Origin of the sequence: Streptosporangium sp. NPDC049248, assembly GCF_040678965.1 — a bacterium.
Taxonomy (GTDB): Bacteria; Actinomycetota; Actinomycetes; order Streptosporangiales; family Streptosporangiaceae; genus Streptosporangium; species Streptosporangium fukuiense.
Genome location: NZ_JBFAQY010000002.1, coordinates 335,353 through 353,636 on the forward strand (window position 1 = coordinate 335,353; position 18,284 = coordinate 353,636).

An 18,284-nucleotide genomic window follows, 5' to 3' on the forward strand; every position below is an offset into this window, starting at 1 on the left:
TCCGGGTTCCACTGGCCTGTTCACGAGCCCTGGCTCTGGGCGACCCGTTCGAAGGACGCCAGGATCCGCTCCTGCACCACCTCGGCCAGGGCACCGATGGTCGGGGCGGTGAAGAGCTCCCTCGGGGAGATCTCGACGTCGAACGCGCGCCGCACCCTGGAGGTCACCCGCAGGCTGGCGATGGAGTCGCCGCCCAGGTCGAAGAAGTCGTCGTGTGTCCCGACCCGCTCGACCGCGAGCACCTCCGCCCAGATCCGGCCGAGGGCCTCCTCGGTCGGGGTGCGCGGGGCGGCGTAGGCGGCGCGCACGGCTCCCCTGCTCTCCGGGTCCGGCAGCGCCCGCCGGTCCACCTTGCCGTTGGCGTTCAGCGGCAGCCGGTCCAGGGACACGAACGCGGAGGGGACCGTGTAGGCGGGCAGCCGCTCGGCCAGCGACCGGGCCAGGTCCTCGGACGAGAGCCGCGTGCCTTTCTCGACCGGCACCACGTAGCCCACGAGGTACCCGCGCCCCGGCGCCTCCTCACGCGCGACGACCACCGCCTCGGCCACGTCCGGCCGGGCCCGCAGCGCGGCCTCGACCTCGCCGGTCTCGATGCGGAACCCGCGGATCTTCACCTGGTCGTCGGTCCGGCCGAGGAACTCGATGTCGCCGTCCGCGTTCCAGCGGGCCCTGTCCCCGGTGCGGTACAGGCGGCCTCCGGCGCCGAACGGATCGGCGACGAACCGCTCGGCGGTGAGCGCGGGCCTGCCGAGGTAGCCCCTGGCCAGACCGCTTCCCGCGAGGTACAGCTCGCCGGGGGCGCCGGGCGGTACCGGGGCGAGATCGCGGCCCAGCACGTAGGCGCGCGTGTTGTCCATCGGGCGGCCGATCGGCGCGGCACCGGCCCCGGCGAGCTCCGGCGTCATCTCCCGGCAGACGGCGAAGGTCGTGGCCTCGGTGGGACCGTAGCCGTTGTGCACCTCTGTCCCCGGGCAGCGCGCCATCACCCGCGATATCGCCGTCGGCGAGGCGGCCTCGCCTCCCGTCCACACCTCGCGCAGCCCGGCGAAGCACTCGGGCGACTCCTCGGCGAAGAGGTTGAACAGCGCCGCGGTGAGGAACATCCCGGTGACGCCGTGCCCGGCGACCAGGCGCCGCAGGCTCCGGGCGTCCAGCTCGCCCGGGGCGACCACCACCCGGCCGCCGGCCAGCAGCGGGACCCACATCTCGTAGGTGGCCGCGTCGAAGGCGTGCGGGGAGTGGAAGAGAACACGTTCGTGCCCTCCCGAGCGCCACCGCCGGTCCGCCGCCAGGCTCACGATGTTACGGTGGGTGACCGCCACCCCCTTGGGGATCCCGGTCGAGCCGGAGGTGTACATCACGTACGCCAGCCGGTCGGGGTCGGCCGCGGCGGCCGGGCCCGCGAGCGGGGGACCGTCCAGGGTCGTGTCTCCGTCGTCTCCGTCGTCTCCGTCCACCACCAGCACCCGCGTCCCGAGCCCGCCGGTCGTCGAGACCGCCGCCCGGTCCGTCAGCAGGGCCACCGCCGCGGTGTCCCGCAGGATCCAGCGCAGCCGGTCGGGCGGGTAGCTCGGGTGCAGCGGGACGTAGGCGCCGCCGGCCTTGAGCACCGCGAGCATCGAGACCAGCGCGTCGGCCGTGCGCCCCTGCAGGACGGCCACCCGTGACTCCGCGGTCACTCCCAGGGACGCCAGGTGGCGCGCCAGCCGGTCGGCGCGCTCGTCCAGCTCGGCGTAGCCGAGGCTCTCCCCCTCCGACACCACGGCCGGCTCGTCGGGAACGGCGCGCGCCCGCTCGGCGAACAGCTCGTGCACGCACCGCGCGGGGATGTCGCGGGCCGTGTCGTTCCACTCCACCAGCATCCGGTGCCGTTCGCGCCGGGTCTGCGAGGGCAGCGCCCCGATGGTCCGTTCCGGGTCGGCCGCGATCTCCTCCAGCAGCGCGGCCAGGTTCTCGCCGAGCCGGCGTACGGTCGCGGCCTCGAACAGCGTCTCGTCGTGGAGCAGCACGAAGGACAGCTCCTCACCCGGATAGACGACCAGGTTGAGGGGGTGGCCGTTCACCTCGGCGGCGTCGACGTCCCGCAGCCGCAGGCCGGCGGCGTCGGCCGGGGCGTGGTCGACCGGGTAGTTCTCGAAGACCACGACGCTCTCGAAGAGCTGGGCACCGGGCCGCAGCTCGCTCCAGGAGCGCACCTGGGGCAGCGACCCGGCGTCGTACTCGCGCGCCCGTGCCTGCTCCTGTTGCAGCTCGCGCAGCCAGGGCAGCAGTGCGCGGCGCTCGTCCACGGCGACCCGGACCGGCAGCGTCTCGATGAATATGCCGATCATGGACTCCGCGTCGGCCAGGTCCGCGGGACGGCCGGAGACCGTCGCACCGAAGCAGACGTCCGGCTCGCCGCCGTAGCGGGAGAGCAGGATCCCCCAGGCCCCCTGCAGCAGGGTGTTGAGCGTGAGCCGGCCGCTCCTGGCGTGTTCGGCGAGCCGCCGCGAGACCTCGGCCGGCAGCTTCACGTTCACCCGGCCTGCCGCCCTGGGCCGGTGGTCCGGTGCGGACGGCCGGTCGTACGGCAGGGGCGTCGGCTCCGTGAACCCGGCGAGCGCCCCGCGCCAGTACGCCTCGGCGTCGGTGTCGTCCAGGCCGAGCAGCCGCTCGACGTGGTCGCGGAAGGGGCGGCGGGCGGCCGGCCGCCAAGCCCGCCCCTCGCGGCGCGCGGCGTAACAGGAGAGCACGTCCGCGAGCAGCCGGTGGACGCTCCACCCGTCCAGCAGGATGTGGTGCAGGGTCCAGACGACCCGCACCCGGGTGTCGTCGAGCCGGATGATCGCCAGCCGGGTGGGCGGGGACGCGGCGAGGTCCAGCCCGGCCTGCCGGTCCCGCGCGAGCAGCCGCTCCAGCTCCGCTCCCTGCTCCTCCTCCGGCAGGTCACGCCAGTCGTGATGGGCGATCGGCAGCCGGGCCCTGTGGTGGACGACCTGGAGCGGGTGGTCGAGCCCCTCCCAGGCGACGGAGGTGCGCAGCACCGGGGTCCGCTCCGCGACGAGCCGCCACGCCTCGCCGAGTTCCTCGGGGGCGGCCACCCCTTCGACCACCATCTCGAACCGGGCCGTGTAGACGTCGGAGCCGGGTGCCATCAGGCAGTCGAAGAGCATGCCGCTCTGGGTGGGGGTGAGGGGGTAGACGTCCGCCACCGTACGGCCGGTGCCGACCAGCGCGTCGAGGCTCGCCTGGTCCAGACGGGCCAGCGGGAAGTCCGAGGGGGTGCGGCCGCCCGCGCCCGGCTCCGCGCAGTGCCCGACGATCCGCTCCACGGTCGCGGCGAACTCGTGGGCCAGGCGCTCGACGGTGGCGGGCTCGTGCAGGTTCGGCGAGTAGTACCAGGCGACCTGGAGCCGGCCGGACCTGACGGAGCCGACGACGTCGAGTACGTGCGGCCGGTTGTCGCGCGGATCCTGGAACAGCTCGATGCCGGAGATCTCCCGGTAGAGGTCCCCGTCCCCGGTCTCGGTGTCGAACCGGCCGAGGTAGTTGAGGCAGATCTGGGGGACGGGATCGCCGGCGAGCGCGGACCCGTCCCGGTAACGCAGCGCGCCGTACCCCAGACCGCGCCGGGGAACCGCCCGCACCTGCTCCTTGACCGACTTGAGGAGGCCGCCCAGATCCTGTTCGCGGGGGACGTCCAGCGCCAGGGGGAAGTAGCTGGTGAACCACCCGACCGTGCGGGTGAGGTCCACGTCGGGGAAGATCTCCTCCCGTCCGTGGCCCTCCAGGCCGAGCAGGACGCGGTCGCGCCCGGCCCATCCGGACACGACCCGGGCCAGGGCGGCCAGCAGCACGTCGGTGATCTCGGTGCGGTAGACGTCGGGAACCTCGCGGAGCAGCGCCCGGGTGGTGGTCTCGTCGAGCTCGACGGACACCTCGCGGACGGTCTCCACGGTGTTCGGGCCGCGTCCGCCGGGGGGGCCGTCGAGGGGGAGGACCGCCGCGGCCTCGTCCCGGCTCACCTCCGCCCAGTGGCCGAGCTCGTCGTCGAAGCCCCCGGCCTGGACGTGCCCGGCCAGACGGAGGCTCCAGTCCTGGAACGAGGTCGTCCCGGGGCCGAGGTCGACGCTCTCCCCCCGCAGGATCTGCCGGTACGCGGTGCGCAGGTCCTCCAGCAGGATGCGCCACGACACGCCGTCCACCACGAGGTGGTGTGCGGTCAGCAGCAGTCGCGGCCCGCGACCGGTGCTGAGCAGTACCGCCGCGATCAGCGGCCCGTCGCCGAAGTCGACACGGGCCTGCGCGGCCGCCGTCTCCCGCTCGACGGCGGCGTCGAGTTCGGCGTCGGCGACGCCGGACAGGTCGGCCCCGCGCAGGATCACCTCGTCCCCCGCCGCCACGACACGCTGCGACCACTCTCCCCGAGTGAACTCGAAGCGCGACCGCAACGCGCCGTGCCGCTCGACCAGTGCCGCGACCGCCGCCCGCAGGACCGTCTCGTCGACGTCGTCCGCCAGTTCCACGGTGACGAACTGGTTGAAGACCTCGGGAACCGTGAACCTCTCGAAGAGGAAGTGCTGGATGGGGGTCAGCGGTGCCCGGCCGCCCGTTCCCGCGCCCTCTGTGCCCTCTGTGCCCTCCGTGTTCCCGGGGCTTCGCACCTCGGTCACGTGCGGGCTCAGCGCCGCGATCGTCTGCCGGTGGAACAGGTCCCTGGAGGTGAGCCGCAGCCCCGCCCTCCTCGCCCTGGACACGAGCTGGATGGCGAGGATGGAGTCGCCGCCGAGGGCGAAGAAACCGTCCTCGACACCGACCCGGTCGACGCCCAGCACCTCGGCCCAGATCCCGGCCAGTTCCCGCTGCACCGAGTCGCCCGGCGGGACATAGCCGCCGCCTGGGTCCCGGGTGGCGCCGGGGACCGGCAGGGCGGCGCGGTCCACCTTGCCCCGCACGGTCAGCGGGAACTCCTCCAGGACGACGATCGCGGCGGGCACCATGTGGTCCGGCAGCATCGTGCCCACGAAGGCTCGCAGGTCGGCGGGATCCGGCTCGGCGTCACCGGCGGGGACCACGTATCCGGTCAGTGCCAGGCGCTCGTGGCCGGGCCTGGCCTCGGTGGCCACGACGACGGCGCCGGCCACGCCCGGGTGGCTCTGCAGCGCGCTCTCGATCTCCCCCGGCTCCACCCGGAAGCCGCGGATCTTCACCTGCTGGTCGGTGCGGCCGAGATACTCCAGCTCCCCTCCGGGCAGCCGGCGGACGAGGTCCCCGGTGCGGTACATCCGGCTGCCCGGGGCTCCGAACGGGTCGGCGACGAACCGCTCGGCGGTCAGGTCCGGCCGGTTCAGGTAGCCCCTGGCGAGACCGGTGCCCGCGAGGTACAGCTCACCGGCGACCCCCACGGGCACCGGGTTGGCGTAGCCGTCCAGGACGTACGCGGCGGTGCCCGCGACGGGCGAGCCGATGGGTGGCGACCCCCCGGCCCGGCCGGCGTCCTGCCAGGTGACGTCGCCCGCGGTGGCGACGACCGTGACCTCGGTCGGACCGTAGTTGTTGACCAGCCGGTACGGCGCCCCCCGGCGCGGGCGGCGGCGGAGCACGTCCCCGCCGGTCAGGACCGCGCGCAGTGCGGTGGCGGCGAAGCCGGGCTCGTCCAGGACGGAGTCCAGCCGGGGCGTGGGCAGGAAGCAGATCGTGGTGCCCATCCCGGCGAACCAGTCCACCAGCGCGGCGGGGTCGTCCAGCGTCTCCCTGTCGGGCAGGGCCACCCGGGCCCCGGCGCAGAGGTAGGGCCAGACCTCCCACACGGCGGCGTCGAATCCCAGCGACGCGACCTGCGAGGCCCGGTCCTCGCTGACCACCTCGAACTCCGCCACATGCCAGGCGCACAGGTCGGACAGGTTCCGGTGCTCGACCATCACGCCCTTGGGACGGCCCGAGGAACCGGAGGTGTAGACGATGTAGGCCAGGTCCCCGCCGGCCACGGCGACATCCGGTTCGGTGATCACCTGGCGGGTCTCACCGGGGCCGCCCGCGTCCAGCGGCACGACCGCGGCGTCCAGGCCGCGGGCCCGGACCTCCGTCACGCCGTCGGCCAGCACGACCGGTGCTCCGGTGTCGGCCACCACGTAGGCCAGCCGCGCGTGTGGGGTGTCCGGGTCGAGCGGCACGTACGCGCCTCCGGCCTTCAGCACGCCGAGGAGCCCCGCCACCAGCTCGGGGCCGCGCTCCGCGCACGCCACGACGGGCACGCCGGGACCCACGCCGAGGGTGCGCAGGCGGTGGGCCACCCGGCCCGCGCGCTCGTCCAGCTCGGCGTAGGTCCACCTTCGCTCCCCGCACTCCAGCGCGACGGCGTCCGGTGCCCGCCGGACCCGCTCGGCGAACAGGCGGTGCACGGGGAGGTCCGAGCGGCGGTCCCTGACCCGGCCGTTCCATCCGGCCAGGGACCGCCGCTCGGCCTCGGTCAGCAGGGGCAGCCGGGCGAGCGGCCGGTCGGGGTCCTCGGTCACCGCGGCCAGCAGGACTTCCAGGTGACCGGCCATCCGCTCGGCCGTCTCCCGGTCGAACAGGTCGGTGCTGTACTCGATCATCACGTCCAGCGCCCCGTCACGCTCGACGAACTCCAGGGTGAGGTCGAAGATCGCCGACACGTGCGGGAGCCGGAAGCCCTCGGTGCGCGCGCCGGCGAACTCCAGTGGCCTCTCCGGTACGTTCTGCAGCGCCACCATCGCCTGGACCAGCGGGGTCCGGCTCGGGTCGCGGCCGTCGCTCAGCTCGTCCACCAGGCGTTCGAACGGGACGTCCTGGTTGCCGAAGGCGCCGAGCACGGTCTCGCGCACCCGGCCGAGGAAGTCGGTGAAGGACAGGCTGCCGTCGACCGCCGACCGGAGCACCAGGGTGTTGATGAAGCAGCCGACGAGCGGTTCCAGCTCGGGGCGGTCGCGCCCGGAGATGGGGGTGCCGACCGCGATGTCCCGCTGGGAGGAGTAGCGGGCGAGCAGTACCTGGCAGGCGGCGACCAGCGTCATGAACAGCGTGGCGTCGTTGCGCGCGGCGAGCCCGTTGAGCGCCGCGGTGAGCCCGGGAGGCAGGGTTAAGCGGTGTGCCGCTCCGGCGGAGGAGCGCACCGCCGGGCGCGGCCGATCGGTGGGCAGTTCGAGAGGGGACAGACCGGCCAGCTGCTCCCGCCAGTAGCCGAGCTGGTCCCGCATGGCCTCCTCCGTCCAGCGTTCGCGCTGCCAGACGGCGTAGTCGGCGTACTGCACGGCCAGCGGCGCCAGCTCGGCCCGGCCGCCCTCCCTGGCGGCGCCGTACAGCCTGCTCAGCTCGTCGGCGAGCACGTTCATGGACCAGGCGTCGATCACCGAGTGGTGTACGGCCAGCACCAGCAGATGCTCGCGTTCGGCACGGCGCAGCAGCGTCATCCGCAGCACGGGGCCGCGTCCCAGGTCGAACGGGAGGCTCACCTCCCGGCGCAGCAGGCGTTCCAGTTCCTCCTCGCCGAGCCCGGAGGCGTCCACGACGGTCAGCGGGACCTGAAGGTCCTTCGCGGGGTGGACGATCTGGACCGGCTCGCCGCCGGTCGAGGAGATGGTCGTCCGCAGCGACTCGTGCCTGGCGACGAACTCGCGCAGGGCCGACTCCAGCGCGGCGGGATCGAGTTCGCCGAGCAGCCGGTAGCCGAACCGGACGTTGTAGTCGGCGGCCTCGGGGTCGAACTCGTGGAAGAACCAGAACCGCCGCTGCGCGAAGGAGAGCGGCAGGTCCCCGGTGCGGGGCACCGGCACGACGGCACCGTCGGTCCCGGTGCCGGTGCCGGTGGCGGTGGCGGCCGGGGTGACCGACGCCGCCAGCGCGGCGATCGTGCGCAGCTTGAAGACGGCACGGGCGGGAAGTTCGGCGCCGAGTGCCGCCCTGATCCGCGGGAGCACCCGGAAGGCGAGCAGGGAGTTCCCGCCGAGTTCGAAGAAGTCGTCCTCGACACCGACCCGCTCGACGCCCAGCACCTCGGCCCAGATGCCGGCGATCGCCCTCTCCGCGTCGTTGCTCGGGGGCCGGTGGCCGCCGTCCGTGCCGTCCTGCCGGGTCGGCGCGGGCAGTGCCCCGCGGTCGAGCTTGCCGCTGGCCGCCAGCGGCAGCCTGTCCAGGGTGAGGAACACCGAGGGGATCATGTGCTCGGGGAGTGTCCGTGCCAGGAACCCGCGTAGCTCGGCCGCCGCCGGGGCCGCCTCGCCCGCCGGGACGAGATAGGCCAGCAGGCGCGTGTCCTCCGAGCCCTCGGCGGAGGGCACCACGGCGACCTGGGCGATCGCGGGATGTCCGGCCAGCGCCGACTCGACCTCGCCCGGCTCGACGCGGTGGCCCCGGATCTTGACCTGGTCGTCGGTGCGCCCCAGGTATTCCAGGTCCCCTCCCGGCAGGCGCCGCACCAGGTCTCCGGTGCGGTACATCCGCTCGCCCGGCCCGCCGTACGGGTCGGCGACGAAGCGCTCGGCGGTCGCTCCCGGCCTGCCGTGGTAGCCGCGGGCCAGCCCGGCGCCCGCCACGTACAGCTCTCCGGGTACGCCCTCCGGGACGGGTCGCAGGGATCGGTCCAGCGCGTAGGCGCGGGCGCCGCGCATCGGACGGCCGATCGCGACGGGCCCCCGGAGCGGCCCCGCCTCCGGCTCGACCCGGAAGGAGACGCAGCCGACCGTCGCCTCGGTCGGGCCGTACTCGTTGACCACCGCCACCCCGGGGTGCCGTGCCCGCCACCGGTCGAGCACCTCGCCTTGGAGCGCCTCCCCGCCGATCACCAGTTCCGCCGTCGGCGAGCGGTCCTCCGGCAGGTTCTCCAGGATCGACAGGTGACTGGGGGTGATCTTCAGAAACGACGGCCGGTCTCCGGAGCCGCCGTCCAGCTCGCCGGCCTCGATCCGGCCGCCCGCGGCGAGGGTGCCCCACAGCGCGGTCACCGTCAGGTCGAAAGACATCGACGAGTGCAGCAGCGCGACCCCCGCCAGCCCCGGGTAGTCGCGCTCGCAGCAGGCCAGGTAGCTCGCGAGCTGCCGCCGCTCGACCAGCACGCCCTTGGGGCGGCCCGTGGAGCCGGAGGTGTAGATCGCGTATGCCAGGTTCATCGGGCCCGCCTGGCGGTCGGGCGCGGTGACCGGCCGGTCCGCGATCATCGGCCCCTCGTCGTCCAGGCAGACCACCCGCGCGGCCGTCGCGGGCAGCCGAGCTCGCAGGTGCGCCCGGGTCACGACGGCGGCCGCGCCCGCGTCTCCGATGGCGAAGGCCAGGCGGCCGGCCGGGTTGTCCGGGTCCAGCGGCAGATAGGCGCCGCCGGCCTTGAGCACTCCCAGCAGCGCCACGACGAGTTCCACGCCGCGCTCCGCGAAGACGCCGACGAGCGTGTCCGGGCCGACGCCGCAGGCGCGAAGGTGGTGCGCCAGCTGGTTGGCCCGCGCGTCGAGCCGCCCGTAGTCGAGTGTCTCCCCAGCCGAGGCGACGGCCGTCGCCCGGGGGGCACGGCGCACCCGCTCGGCGAACAGTTCGAGCAGGCACCGGTCCCCCGGTGACTCGGCACCCTTACCGAACGGCGGTGTGGCGGCGCCCTCGGGCGCGGGTACGTACGGTGCGTCGTGGGTCACGCTGACTCCTGCCTTCGAGGACGTGTCCGATGACGGTTCGGCTAGTAGATGACGCGGGAGGAGGCGCCCAGCCTGAACTCCCTGGACTTGCGCAGGTCCCTCGCCACGTTCAGACGGCGCAGCCAGCGGTCCGTCCCGTCGAAGCGGGCGCTGAAGGGGCTGCGCCCGTGGACGGCCCTGTAGTTGTCGATGAGGCAGATGTCACCCGGCTTGAGGACGACCCCGGTCATCGCGGAGTCCAGCGCCGTCCCGAATGCGGCAAGCGCTTTACCCGCGTCCTCTTCCTGGATCCCGTCCATGTAGTGCGGGTCGATACGGATATACGGGTCGTCAGGATCGCCAAAAAGGACCGCGACAGGCTCGGGAGTGTCCAGGGCCAGGTCGACCTGCCGGTAACTGCGTTTCCTTAGATCCGCGACCTTCGTATCCTCGTCGGTCACCGCGGCCCGATTCTCCGGGCGATGCGAGTCGTCTGGAAGAATGTAGAAGCGTTCCTGCGACAGAATGGCTCTGGCGGCATCGTCGATACGCACGTCGGAAACGTCGGCATAGGTCGTCTCGACCTCGTCGGGATTGCGCAGGCACAGCAGGCCGAGATAGTCGGTGCGCAACGGATGGAAGGCGTCCTCGGTGTGCCAGACGAGTGTTTCCGCACTGCTCCAGCCGATCTGCTCGTGTTCGTAGCCCTTGATCGGGAAGACGTCGTGCATGATGTAGCCGCCCTGCTGCGTGGCCCATCCGATGGGGTCTCCCAGCAAGGACGCGATGAGGAAGAACGCGATGTCGTGCCCGATGGTGGGCGAGGGCACCGGCTTGTTCTTCCAGTCCGCGGGGGTCGGGCCGATGCTCGCGTCGTCCACCGGAAGCCCGGAGATCAGCAGGATTCCGGACGGCTCCGCGAGGCGGAACTCGTTGAGCGCCCTGCGGAGACGTCGCGGAAGTTCCTCGGCATACGTCCGGCTCTCGCGCTGGAAATCAGCGGACTCGACGGTCTGGTAACGCTGGGAGAGATCCCGGACGATTTCTTCGATCACCATGACGTCGTCGTCCAGCAGATGTATTGACAGCACGCTTAACTCCCTCTGCCAACGGCAATCGGTTCCTCGGAATCACCGTGCCCGGGGCGGCCATTCGCCCCCGGCCCTAATCGAGCCTCCGACATGCCGGGGCCGGGTTCAACGTCTTTGACTTAGGGGCTAAACAGCGCAGTCAGAGCGGGCTTCGTGCTAACGTTGTATTTGGTTCTAATCCTCCGGACCGGCCTTTTCCAGGTCGCCGCCCTGTCGATCCGCCGACGCGGGACACCGTAGGTCAGGCATCTCCGGAGCCGAGGCCGTCACCTTCGCGGCCGGCAGTTTCCCAGAACGCCATCGGCAGCATTAGGGAGAACTACATTGCGCCTATCGGGCCTCACCCGGGTGACCAGCGCCGCCGCGCATCTGCAGGTTTTCGCGATATCCGGGATCAGCGCGGTGCTGTTGACCAGGGCCTATCTCCAACGGGCCGGTTATCCCCAGCTCGGCGGAGGGAGCCTGCACATCGCCCACGTCCTGTGGGGCGGCCTGCTGATGACGGTGGGCATGGGCGTCACGCTCGCGTTCCTCGGCCAGGCCGCGCGGACCTGGGGTGCCGTCCTCGGCGGGGTCGGGTTCGGGCTGTTCGTCGATGAGGTCGGCAAGTTCGTCACCCAGACGACCGACTACTTCTACCGGCCGGCCGCGGGGATCATCTACCTGACCTTCGCCCTCCTGGTCGTGCTCTCCCAGTGGCTGAAGGGCCGGACCGACTTCTCCCGGCGCGAGCGCACGGCCAACGCCGTCTACGCGGCACTCGTCGGAGTGACCTCGGGACTGACCGTGCAGCAGAGGCACGCCGCCGTGCGACTGGTCCAGGGCTCCGACGACGCGCTCGACGCGGCGGCGGTCCGGTTGCTGGGCATGGTCCCGGCCCGGGAGACGGCTCCAGGGCCGCTGCGCACCGGCCTGGCCCGCGCCCGCGCCGCCCTCGACGGCCTGACGCGCCGTCCCCTGCTCGTCGCCCTCGCGGTGGTGTATCTCATCGTCCAGGCGCTCCTGCCCCTGGTGGGCCTCGGGCTGGAGAACGCCTACGGCATGCTCGACGGCGAGCGGGAGTGGGGGGCGGTGATCGGCATGGCCGTCTCGGCGGCGATCACGGTGGCGCTGGGCCTGTGCGGCGCGGTGCGGCTGCGCGGGAACCGGATGGCCGCCTTCCGGCTGCTCAACGCCGCGCTGCTGGTCGACATCCTCTTCGGCCAGGTCTTCGCGTTCGTCATGAACCAGTTCTCCGCGGTGCCCGGCCTGGCGGCCGACCTGCTGCTCCTGGCGATCATCTCCGCCGAGGTCCGCCGGCTGCGCGAGCCGGCCTGAGGGGCGCGACGGCCGGCCACCGTCGAATCGACCGCCGAATCGGCGGTCAGGTCGTCGACGACGGCTCGGCCATCGCCACGGCGATCTTCCGCGGCCCGGTGAACGGCTCGCGGCCGTGCGAGGTCAGCATGTTGTCGATGACCAGAACGTCGTCCTGACGGTAGTCGAACCGCACGGACGCCGACCGGTAGCAGTCTCGCAGGTGGCCGACGACGGCGTCGGGGATCGTCCCGCCGTCGCCGTAGTAGGTGTTGCTCGGGAGGTTCTCCTCCCCGCACATCTCCAGCAGCCCCAGCCGCACCCCTTCGGGAAGGGTGCTGAGGTGGAAGAAGGTCGCGTGGTTGAACCACACCGGGTCGCCGGTGACCGGGTGACGGTGCACGGCCTGGCGGACCGCCCTGGTCCGCAGCCGGTCGCCGCCGAGCCATTCCGTCCGCACGCCGTTGCCGCGGCAGTAGTCCGTGACCTCGTCCTCGCTGTCGGTGTTGAACGCCTCGCGCCACGACATGCCGAGTTCGTCGCTGTAGTTACGGACCACCATCCACCCTCGCCGCGCGAACTCCTCGCGGATCGACGGGTCCATCCTGTCGTGGACGGCACGGGTGGAGGCCAGGGGCGTGGCCCCCTGGGACGACGGCGGTCGCAGGCAGTGGAAGTAGAGCACCATCGGCCATACCGTCTGGTAGGAGTTCTCGTTGTGCAGGAAGATCTCCTCCTGCGAGGGGTAGTCGGTCGAGGTGTAGACATTGCCCTTGATCACGCTGCGCGGGGACGAGCGCTCCGCGTAGGTCAGCGGCGCCCCCGACAGCTCGCGTACGACCTCGTCGAAACCGTCGACGCCGCCGACCTCGAAATCGCGGAACAACACCGCACCGTGCGCGGTGAGGCTCTTGCGGATCTCCTGCCGGTCGGACCTCACCAGGCCGGAGATCCGGGCACCCCCGCCCTCGATGACAAGGGGCAGTTCGTGGCCGGTCACGGCCGGTCCCCCATCGCCTCGGCCAGGCTCCTCGGACGCATGTCGGTCCAGTTGTCCGTGATGTAGTCCAGGGCGGCCTGCCGGTCCGTCTCGGGCAGGACCACCGTCCAGCCCGCCGGCACCTCGACGAACGCGGGCCACAAGGAGTGCTGCCCCTCGTCGTTGACCAGCACGAGGTAGGTGCCTTCCGGATCTTCGAAGGGGTTCGAGTTCATGGCGCTCTCCTTTTTCGGAGGTTCTCCGTGCACCAGGCGTGCCGGAGCGGGGGTCAGTTGCGCTGGGGAGACAGGAAGAGCTCCCCGTGCAGCAGCGCCACCCCCAGGGAGGTGAGGGTGTGCAGTGCCGTGTTGCGGTTGCGGGCAGTGGTGATCAGTCCGGCCTTGCGCAGTACGGTGGCGTGCTTGCTGGCCCCCGCGAGAGAGATGCCGAGCCGCTCGGACAGGCCGCCGGTGGTGCAGCTCTCGGCCAGCGCCTGGAGCGCCGCCGCCCTGGTGTGCCCGACCAGGGCGCCGAGCGCCTCGTCGTCGGGCACCGGCGCCCCGGCCAGCTCGGCCAGGAAGGCCGGGGTGCACGGCGCCGAGACCACCAGGGCGGGCAGCCCCGTCTCGTGCTCGGTGTCGAGGAAGAGGTAGTTCCTGCCCTGCAGGAACAGCGAGGGGCTCAGCAGCAGGCCGCGCCCGCGCAGGTGGACGTCACGGTCCTCGCCGTCGGGGATCTCCAGCACCGGCGGGTTCCAGCACAGCCTGGGGTGCAGCGTCTCAAGCAGGCACTCGACGCCATTGCTGATCGTTATCCGGCCGTACGCCTCGCGCTCGGACTCCAGGTGACCTCGCACCCTGCTCCAGTACGGCAGCACCGCCACCTGACAGAACCCCAGCACGGTGGCGCTCACCCGCCGGCCGGCCCACTCGTCGGACGCGGAGCGCGTCTCGGCTCGCCCGGGAGAGCGCTCGACCAGTTCCAGCAGTTCCGTCGGCGCCCGGCGTTCACGTACCAGCTGTTCCACGCTGCCGACGCCCTCGCCCAGCCGATCACGCACATGCTTTCGCCACCCGTTCAGGGCGGCTCCTCCGTTGCGACCGAAGATGTCCAGCGCGAACACGCTCTCGGCCACCGGCCCGAGGCTCGCGACCATGCGCAGGCGTGCCAGGTCCTCAACCGTGAAATGAATCCTCAACACCGCGGCCCCCAGCGTTGTAGAAAGATTGGCTGTTCTGTGTTGTTGAAAAGCAGGTCACGCCTCTCCGCGGAGGCTCCGGCAAATGACGGCCCGCCCTGCGCGCGGACTATTCGATCTCGGCGGGCGCCGGGCAATGCCCAGGGCCGTCCGCGAGGATCCCCCAGGAAACCGAGAGTGATATTCTCACCACTCTCCCATTGGCTCTGTCAATAAGATCAACCTAACTCCGACGCCGAGTGGAAGTCAACTCTCATTGCCGAAAGCGCCAAATCTCATACATGCCAGTTGATGTGCTTACCTTCAAAACAGCCGCTGAGCTGCGACGATCTCTGAACCCCTCGATCACTGGGAGCATGGCGGCACCGGTTCTCGACAGCCGGACAGCCGGGAAAACATCTCCCTCGAATCGGCGACCGGCCCATTACTCAGCGTACCGAAAGCGCGCCTGACCGCCCTGTTTAGCTATCAAGTCAATGATGTGGAGCCGGACCGCACTTTTGGTACAGGCTTTCAACAATGCCGGGGTGGATGACACGCCGAGCCGCGCCTTTCACATCACCCGGCGTTCACCCGGTGTTCCGTTCTCACGCGCAGGGATAAGGGTTCAGAATGGTCAAAAGCGTAGTTATCGTCGGAGGTGGCACGTCGGGCTGGATGACCGCCTCGTACCTGCGGGCGGCTTTCGGCGACCGGATCGACGTGACACTGGTCGAGTCGAAGAACGTGCCCACCATCGGGGTCGGAGAGGCGACCTTCAGCACGATCCGCCACTTCTTCAACTATCTGGGCCTGGACGAGCGCGAGTGGATGCCGGAGTGCCAGGCCACCTACAAGCTGGCGATCCGGTTCGAGAACTGGCGCTCCCAGGGCCACCACTTCTACCACCCGTTCGAGCGCCTGCGCGCCGTGAACGGATTCCCGCTCACCGACTGGTGGCTGAACGAGCGCCCCAGCGGCCGGTTCGACAAGGACTGCTTCGTCATCGCCTCGCTCTGCGACGCGAACCGGTCTCCCCGTTATCTCTCCGGAGCACTGTTCGAGCAGGACTTCACCGAGGGTGGCGCGGAGCGCGGCTACCGCACCACGCTGACCGAGCAGGACACTCAGTTCCCCTACGCCTACCACTTCGACGCCGCGCTGCTGGCGAGGTATCTCACGAGGTACGGCACCGACCGCGGCGTCCGTCACGTGCTCGACGACGTGGTGAGCGTGAACCTCGACGAGCGCGGCTGGATCAGCGACGTCGTCACCAAGGAGCACGGCGCGCTGGCAGGCGACCTGTTCATCGACTGCACCGGCTTTCGCGGGATGCTGCTGAACAAGGCACTCTCGGTGCCCTTCATGTCCTACCAGGACACCCTGCCCAACGACCGGGCCGTGGCGCTGCGGGTGCCGGTGAACATGGCCGAGCGGGGCATCCGCCCCTGCACCACGGCCACGGCTCAGGAGGCGGGGTGGATCTGGACGATCCCGCTCTTCGGCCGCGTCGGCACCGGCTACGTCTACGCCAGTGACTACTGCACGCCCGACGAGGCGGAGCGGACCCTCCGCGAGTTCGTCGGCCCGGCCGCGGACGACCTCGAGGCCAACCACATCCGCATGCGGATCGGCCGGAGCGAGAGCTCCTGGGTGAACAACTGCGTCGCCATCGGACTGTCGAGCGGGTTCGTCGAGCCGCTGGAGTCCACCGGCATCTTCTTCATCCAGAACGCCGTCGAACAGCTCGTCAAGCACTTCCCCAGCGAGCGCTGGGACGACCGGCTGCGCCAGTCCTACAACCGCCAGGTCGCCAATGTGATGGACGGCGTGCGCGAGTTCCTGGTGCTGCACTACCACGCCGCGGCGCGAGCCGACAACGACTACTGGAAGGACGCCACGACCCGCCAGGTACCCGACGGGCTGGCCGAACGCCTGGAGCAGTGGCAGGTCAAGCTGCCCGACTCCGAGACGGTCTTCCCCCACTACCACGGGTTCGAGCCCTACTCCTACACCGCCATGCTCCTGGGGCTGGGCGGCCTGCCCGTGCAGGCTCCGCCGGCGCTGAGGCTGTTCGACGGCGCCGCGGCCTCCAGGGAACTGCGGATCGTCCGCGACCAGTCCCGTGAACTGGTCGGCAGGCTGCCCAGCCAGTACGAGTACTTCGCGCGCCTGCACGACCTGCCCCCCGAGCGGCGGGTCGCGCACGGAGCACCGCGATGAAGGATCCGCTGGTCGGCCTCTCCCCCTTCGACATCCCTTTCGAGCCCTCCTTCGAGCCCCCCTCGGCGCCGGCGGTCGATCCGGCGCGGTTCCGGTCGCTGATGTCCGCCTTCCCCAGCGGGGTCGCCATCGTGACGACCGCCGAGCCCGGCGGCAGGCCATGGGGGATGACCTGCTCCTCGGTGTGCAGCGTCGCGCTGGACCCGCCGACCCTGCTCGTGTGCGTCCGCAGGCTCAGCCCGACACTGAAGGCGATGCTGAGGCTGTCGACCTTCACCGTGAACCTTCTGCACGACCGCGCGCGCTACGCGGCGGAACTCTTCGCCTCGGGGACCCCGGACCGCTTCGAGCGGGTCAGGTGGCGCGCGGAACCCTCCTTCGGCGGGCCGCACCTCGTGGACGAGGCCCACGCGTTCGCGGACTGCCGGGTGACCCGGGCCGTCGAGGTGGGCGACCACACCGTGGTGTTCGGCCAGGTGTTCCGGGTGGAGCAGCGGGCTCGGGCGGTACCGCTGCTCTACGGGCTCAGGGAGTACTCCTCCTGGTCGCCCGCCCCCCGTCGTCCGGAGGGCCCGTGGCCGACCGGCGGCATGCCTACCTGAGACGCCGCGGACGGCGCGCGCCGGCTAGCCGGGACAACCGCCACGCCCGTCGCGAACGGCGGTAGGCACGGGCGACGTCGCAGAGGAAGGCGACGTCGCCCGCCAGGTCGTCCCCGCCGGGCACCGTGTCCCGGGGCGGCTTCCCGGCGGGCGCCTCGTCTCCGGAGAGGGCGCGCAACGCGGCCGACAGCGTCGCCGCCTCCACGACGGCGTCCAGTTCCCGGCCGGTGATCCCCGCGGCCGCGGCGCGCTCCCGCGCCGCGGCCGCGACAGCGGGGTCCAGGTGATGCCGTATGACCGTCCGGCCGTCCCGGATCTCGACGACCCGCCGGTACAGGCGCAGGCCGAGGTCGCGCGGTGGCAGCAGGCCGGCCAGCCGGTGCGGCGGCCGCAGGAGGGCGATCTGCGGGCTGACCCGGTACAGATCTTCCCAGAGCGGTCGCAGCACCGTGTAGACGCGGTAGTGACGGAACCACTCCAGCAGGGCGGGCACCCGCAGGAACGCCCCCCACACCGGCATGGTGGCGCCCAGCGGGACGCATGCCAACGCGACCAGGGCAAGCCCGGCGTCCAGCGCGTGACCGAGCGGCCAGGCGTGGTCGTCCCCCATGACGGCCGCGGCCGACAGCATCGCCTTGTTGACGTGGTGTGCCAGGGCCGCGACCAGGCCGGCGACGATCAGCTTCTGCCCGATCCCGGCGGAGACGTCGCCGGTCGGGGGGAGCATTCGTCTGGATCGCCGCATGATGAGCGAGGCGAGCAACTCCGCCTCCCGTTCCTCGACGACCGAGTAGGAGTCGCGGCTCAGGACCCTGTGCACCATCCCGGAGTCCAGACTGGGCATGAGCAGCCGCACCTGCTCGGCGGCCGACAGGTCGGTCACGTCGTGCCCGCAGAGCAGATGGCTCAGCTCGTGGAGAATGATGTGTTCCTGGTGCGGTGGCGTGGTCACCTGCTCGTAGAAGATCAGATCGGCGCCGTCGACGGCCACCCACAGCCCCATCACACCGCGCCGGCTCCTCATGGGCTCCAGCCGGATGGTGCGGCTGCGCCTTCGGGCCACCGTGTCGCACAGCTTTCCGGCGTCGAACGGCATGGGCAGCGGGAGTTCGCCCAGTATCTCGTCGCATCTGCGGCGCAGCCGCCTGAAACTCGCCCCCGGACGGATCATCGTGATTCTCGAAAAAGGACGAGAACGGACCGGCCGCGCCACCCTGGGGATGATTTCCGCCCCCGGAGAACCACGGTCAGAATTCCAGAACGGTGACGTCCGCGGGCTCTTCGAGCCCGCGGACCGACGTCTTCATCGACTGACCCACC

Annotated in this window: 9 protein-coding genes; 3 read left to right on the forward strand and 6 right to left on the reverse strand. The window is 71.5% G+C overall.

Annotation, left to right across the window (positions count from 1 at the left end; genetic code table 11):
• Positions 1-20: 20 nt before the first annotated feature.
• Both AB0K21_RS05350 and gntD read right to left on the reverse strand, forming a co-directional pair.
• Positions 21-9,617: an amino acid adenylation domain-containing protein gene (locus tag AB0K21_RS05350; protein WP_364147991.1), complete on the reverse strand. Its 9,597-nt coding sequence runs from the start codon at positions 9,615-9,617 to the stop codon at positions 21-23.
• Between the two features lie 41 nt (positions 9,618-9,658).
• On the reverse strand, positions 9,659-10,687 hold the full coding sequence (gntD, locus tag AB0K21_RS05355; RefSeq protein WP_343963151.1) for a guanitoxin biosynthesis L-enduracididine beta-hydroxylase GntD: 1,029 nt from the start codon (positions 10,685-10,687) through the stop codon (positions 9,659-9,661).
• Positions 10,688-11,011: 324 nt separating this feature from the next.
• Between gntD and AB0K21_RS05360 the strand changes: the two genes are divergently transcribed.
• Positions 11,012-12,004, forward strand: a complete 993-nt coding sequence (locus AB0K21_RS05360; protein ID WP_343963153.1) for a hypothetical protein — start codon at positions 11,012-11,014, stop codon at positions 12,002-12,004.
• Positions 12,005-12,050: 46 nt separating this feature from the next.
• Here the strand turns inward: AB0K21_RS05360 and AB0K21_RS05365 are convergent, their stop codons facing one another.
• From AB0K21_RS05365 to AB0K21_RS05375, 3 genes are read right to left on the reverse strand one after another with little or no spacing between them, the layout of a single operon-like run.
• A complete protein-coding gene (locus AB0K21_RS05365) occupies positions 12,051-12,983 on the reverse strand; it encodes a TauD/TfdA family dioxygenase (protein ID WP_343963154.1) in 933 nt (310 codons plus the stop codon).
• Entirely contained in the window at positions 12,980-13,198 is a 219-nt protein-coding gene (locus AB0K21_RS05370; protein WP_343963155.1) for an MbtH family protein, read from the reverse strand. Before AB0K21_RS05370 ends, AB0K21_RS05365 begins: the two co-directional genes overlap by 4 nt.
• 53 nt (positions 13,199-13,251) lie before the next feature.
• Positions 13,252-14,163, reverse strand: coding sequence for a winged helix-turn-helix domain-containing protein (locus tag AB0K21_RS05375; protein WP_343963156.1), 912 nt, complete (start codon positions 14,161-14,163; stop codon positions 13,252-13,254).
• A 609-nt stretch (positions 14,164-14,772) separates the two neighbouring features.
• Between AB0K21_RS05375 and AB0K21_RS05380 the strand changes: the two genes are divergently transcribed.
• Complete coding sequence (locus AB0K21_RS05380) at positions 14,773-16,362, forward strand: tryptophan halogenase family protein (RefSeq protein ID WP_343963157.1); 1,590 nt, start codon at positions 14,773-14,775, stop codon at positions 16,360-16,362.
• Entirely contained in the window at positions 16,359-16,964 is a 606-nt protein-coding gene (locus tag AB0K21_RS05385) for a flavin reductase family protein (RefSeq protein ID WP_343963159.1), read from the forward strand. Before AB0K21_RS05380 ends, AB0K21_RS05385 begins: the two co-directional genes overlap by 4 nt.
• Here AB0K21_RS05385 and AB0K21_RS05390 read toward each other — a convergent pair.
• On the reverse strand, positions 16,957-18,135 hold the full coding sequence (locus AB0K21_RS05390) for an MAB_1171c family putative transporter (protein WP_364147997.1): 1,179 nt from the start codon (positions 18,133-18,135) through the stop codon (positions 16,957-16,959). The genes AB0K21_RS05385 and AB0K21_RS05390 overlap by 8 nt on opposite strands.
• Positions 18,136-18,284 lie beyond the last annotated feature (149 nt).

Coding starts and splice junctions, on each gene's coding strand:
- AB0K21_RS05385 (WP_343963159.1), top strand. CDS start 16,359: ATGAAGGATCCGCTGGTCGGCCTCTCCCCCTTCGACATCCCTTTCGAG.
- AB0K21_RS05390 (WP_364147997.1), bottom strand. CDS start 18,135: ATGATCCGTCCGGGGGCGAGTTTCAGGCGGCTGCGCCGCAGATGCGAC.
- AB0K21_RS05370 (WP_343963155.1), bottom strand. CDS start 13,198: ATGAACTCGAACCCCTTCGAAGATCCGGAAGGCACCTACCTCGTGCTG.
- AB0K21_RS05380 (WP_343963157.1), top strand. CDS start 14,773: ATGGTCAAAAGCGTAGTTATCGTCGGAGGTGGCACGTCGGGCTGGATG.